This is a genomic window from Mesorhizobium sp. M7A.F.Ca.CA.003.01.2.1, from assembly GCF_003998945.1.
GTDB lineage: Bacteria > Pseudomonadota > Alphaproteobacteria > Rhizobiales > Rhizobiaceae > Mesorhizobium > Mesorhizobium ciceri.
This window is the reverse complement of sequence record NZ_RZRA01000728.1, coordinates 1-2,985: the sequence shown is the minus strand read 5'-3', so window position 1 is coordinate 2,985 and position 2,985 is coordinate 1. Positions and strand designations below refer to the sequence as shown.

Sequence of the window (2,985 nt, the reverse complement as noted above, 5' to 3'; positions counted from 1 at the left end):
GTGCGGCCGCGTCCCAATCCCTGCCATGCTGGAAAGCGGCCGTTGTCGTACTACCATCCCGTCACATGGCGAGGGGGATGAGATGGACCATCAGCGTACTGTTTTTCTGATCGGAGCAGGTTCCGTTGGTGACGACGAGCAAGCCGTGTTCACGCTGCACGTGAACGGCGCTGCCTGCAATCTGAAATGCAGTTATCGGGACAAGGTGATCGAGGCAGAAGAGGAAGACTTTTTCGAGGCTCTGTTCCAAATCCGTCAGGCACTCGAAGTCGATGGCCTGCTACCCTTCTGTTACGGAGCAAGCGCCAATGTTTATCCGGAAAATACCGTGATGGAGAAAAGTCGCGGATTGATAGCCTGCAAGGTGAAGACGGGGCAATTTCCGCAAGAGAGCGATCTGGTCGACATATTTGATGATGGCGTCGACGTGGTTCCGGTTTTCGTCCATATGCAGCAGGAATTTTGGGAAGAATGGCTGACTTCGCTGCCTTCCTAGCTGCTGGCGTTCATCCAATCCCGCCCGTAAACAGATAGGCGCCGGCGCTGCGCCCATCCTCCAGCCGCACAATAGCCGTCACGATCGAGCCATACGAGCCACGCCAGACGCTGTGGAACCGCTGGTGCTCTGCGGCCGGAACCAATGCCTGTCCACAGCAGCGCGCTCCGCTTCGCTGGATGGCGACAGGCTCGCCGTTGACATGCACCTTGACGCTGGCGTGTTCCGCCTCGGCGTCGATCGGCAGGTCGAGGGTGATGGTGATCTCGTCCTGATCGCCGGTCGTGCGCGTCTCGGCGGCAAGCGCAATGACGAGCGGAGGTGCCTTGCCGCTACCGGTTTGCGTGGGCCGGCGGGGAAATACATCTTCAGTCAGTTCCGGCGTGCGTGGGGGCAGGGTGCGGCGCCGGGTCGACTGTTCGTAGTCGCCGGCCATGCGCAGCAGCCTTTCGTCGTCATAGGCCTTGCCGGCGAAGGTCAGGCCGACCGGCATGCCGATATCGGCCATGGTTCCCATCGGCACGGTGACGGTCGGGATGCCAAAATGGCGCCAGACCAGATTGCCGTTGGCGACCCAGGTGCCATTGCGCCAGGCAAGGACGGCGGACGCCTCGTCGATGTCTGCATCGGCCGGTCCGACATCGGCGGCGGCGGGCAGCACCACGGCGTCGATGTCTTGGCCGTCCAGCCAGACCTCGAAATCGATCCGCCTTGTTGCTTCGAGGCCCTTCAGTCCGTCTTCCAGCGTTGGAATGTCTGCGAACGGCGTGACGCCGGACCGCGCCCGTTCCACATATTCTCTCAGATCGAAGCCGCCCTCATAGCGGTCGGGCAGCGTGCCGGGCGGCTGCGGGAAGATCTTTGGGCCGTCGACGGAGACGAGATCGGGCACGGCCGGGTCGGCATTGGCGCGCAAAAAGTCGTCCCAGCCCCAGATGCTGAGATCCCAGAGTTCGCGCTCGGCGAAGTCCTGCGGCACCAGCCCGCGCTCGACCATGGTGCGCGCCCCGGGGCGGTCGCGCTCGTAGTTGGAGACGACGGGGAAATCGACCTCGATCACCTCGGCGCCAAGCCGCTTGAGATCGGCCGCTGCCTGCTCCCACAGGGCAAGCACCGAGGCGCGGGTTTCGATCGGCGCATCGGCCTCGCTGTCGCGGCCGATATACATTCTGGGCACGCCCAGGCGCTTGCCTTTCAACGACCCCGCCAGTGCGAGATCGGTATAACGGGGCGGCCGCACATCGGAGCTTTTCGGCAGCTTGACCCAAGGCTGCGCGCGCCAGAAATCGCCTCGCGCCTCGGGATCGTCGGCGACGATCACATCGAGCAGTTCGAGCATGTCGGCCACGCTGCGCGTATGCGGCACGACGACATCCATGGTCGGCACCAGGGGCCAGTTGCCGCGCACAGAAATGACGCCGCGCGACGGCGTGTAGGCGACCAGCGCATTGTTGGTGGCCGGCGCGCGGCCGGACGACCAGGTTTCCTCGCCAAGCCCGAAGGCGCAGAAGCTGGCCGCTGTCGCCGTGCCGGAGCCATTGGACGAACCCGATGCGAAGGCGGCGGTGAGATAATCGCCATTGTACGGACTTTCGGCGCGGCCATAGACGCCGCGCTGCATGCCGCCATTGGCCATTGGCGGCATGTTGGTCAGCCCGATCAGCACCGCACCGCCGGCGCGCAGCCGGGCTATGGTGAAGGCATCCTCATTGGCAATGAGATGCTCGAAGGCCGGCGAGCCGGCGGCCACCGTCAGGCCTGCAACCTTGTAGCTGTCCTTGGCGGTGTAGGGGATGCCGTCGAGCGGTCCGAGCACGGCGCCGTTGCGGCGCCGCTGGTCGGAGGCCGCCGCCTGCTCAAACATGTCAGGGTTGAGCACTGGGACGGCATTGAGGCTGATGCCGTGCCGGTCGAAATGCGCGATGCGCCTGAGATACGCCCCGACCAGTTCGACGCTGGTGACGGTGCCGTGATCGAGCGCGCGGCGCAGTTGGTCGATCGTCGCTTCGACGAGGTGAAGGCTGGCGTCGGTCATCACGGATCCCACATTTCCACGCACCATGGATGAGCGAGGCCGCAGGCTTCGGCAAGAGCCTATCGCGGTCTTCTCGGAACTTTTGTCCGGCTGGCGGTTTTGGATGTATGGTGCGATTCCGGAATGGCCAGAAGGGTGTGCCGATGACCACGAAATGCGTTGCGATCCTAGCTCTCGCGGTTGCTACGGGCGCGAGTCTTTGCGCCCCGGCCTTGGCTGGCGACCGGCATTACGACCGCCGGGTCCACTCCGAACGCTACGTTCCCGCCGAAGGCGATCTCATCGATATCCTGTTCGGCGGCCCGCACTACTACGATCAGCAGTTGGTGACGACGGCGGCTGGCGCGTGCTCCTACCATCGCGTTGGACCCGACGCGAATGCATTGAACAAGATCAACGATCATCACTGCGGGAAATAAGGCAGTAGGGCAGTAGGGCAGTAGGGCAGTAGGGC

At 63.8% G+C, this 2,985-nt stretch carries 3 protein-coding genes; 2 read left to right on the top strand and 1 reads right to left on the bottom strand.

The genetic code is table 11. The features are described 5' to 3' along the window. Positions 1-496 (top strand): hypothetical protein (locus EN969_RS24490; RefSeq protein WP_245467484.1); only part of this gene is annotated, 496 nt, incomplete at its 5' end. Between the two features lie 10 nt (positions 497-506). Here EN969_RS24490 and EN969_RS24485 read toward each other — a convergent pair. Further along, the gene (locus tag EN969_RS24485) at positions 507-2,531 is read right to left on the bottom strand and encodes an amidase (RefSeq protein ID WP_127419464.1); all 2,025 of its coding nucleotides are present in this window, start codon (positions 2,529-2,531) and stop codon (positions 507-509) included. Positions 2,532-2,674: 143 nt separating this feature from the next. Between EN969_RS24485 and EN969_RS24480 the strand changes: the two genes are divergently transcribed. Then, a complete protein-coding gene (locus EN969_RS24480) occupies positions 2,675-2,950 on the top strand; it encodes a hypothetical protein (RefSeq protein ID WP_024503933.1) in 276 nt (91 codons plus the stop codon). Positions 2,951-2,985 lie beyond the last annotated feature (35 nt).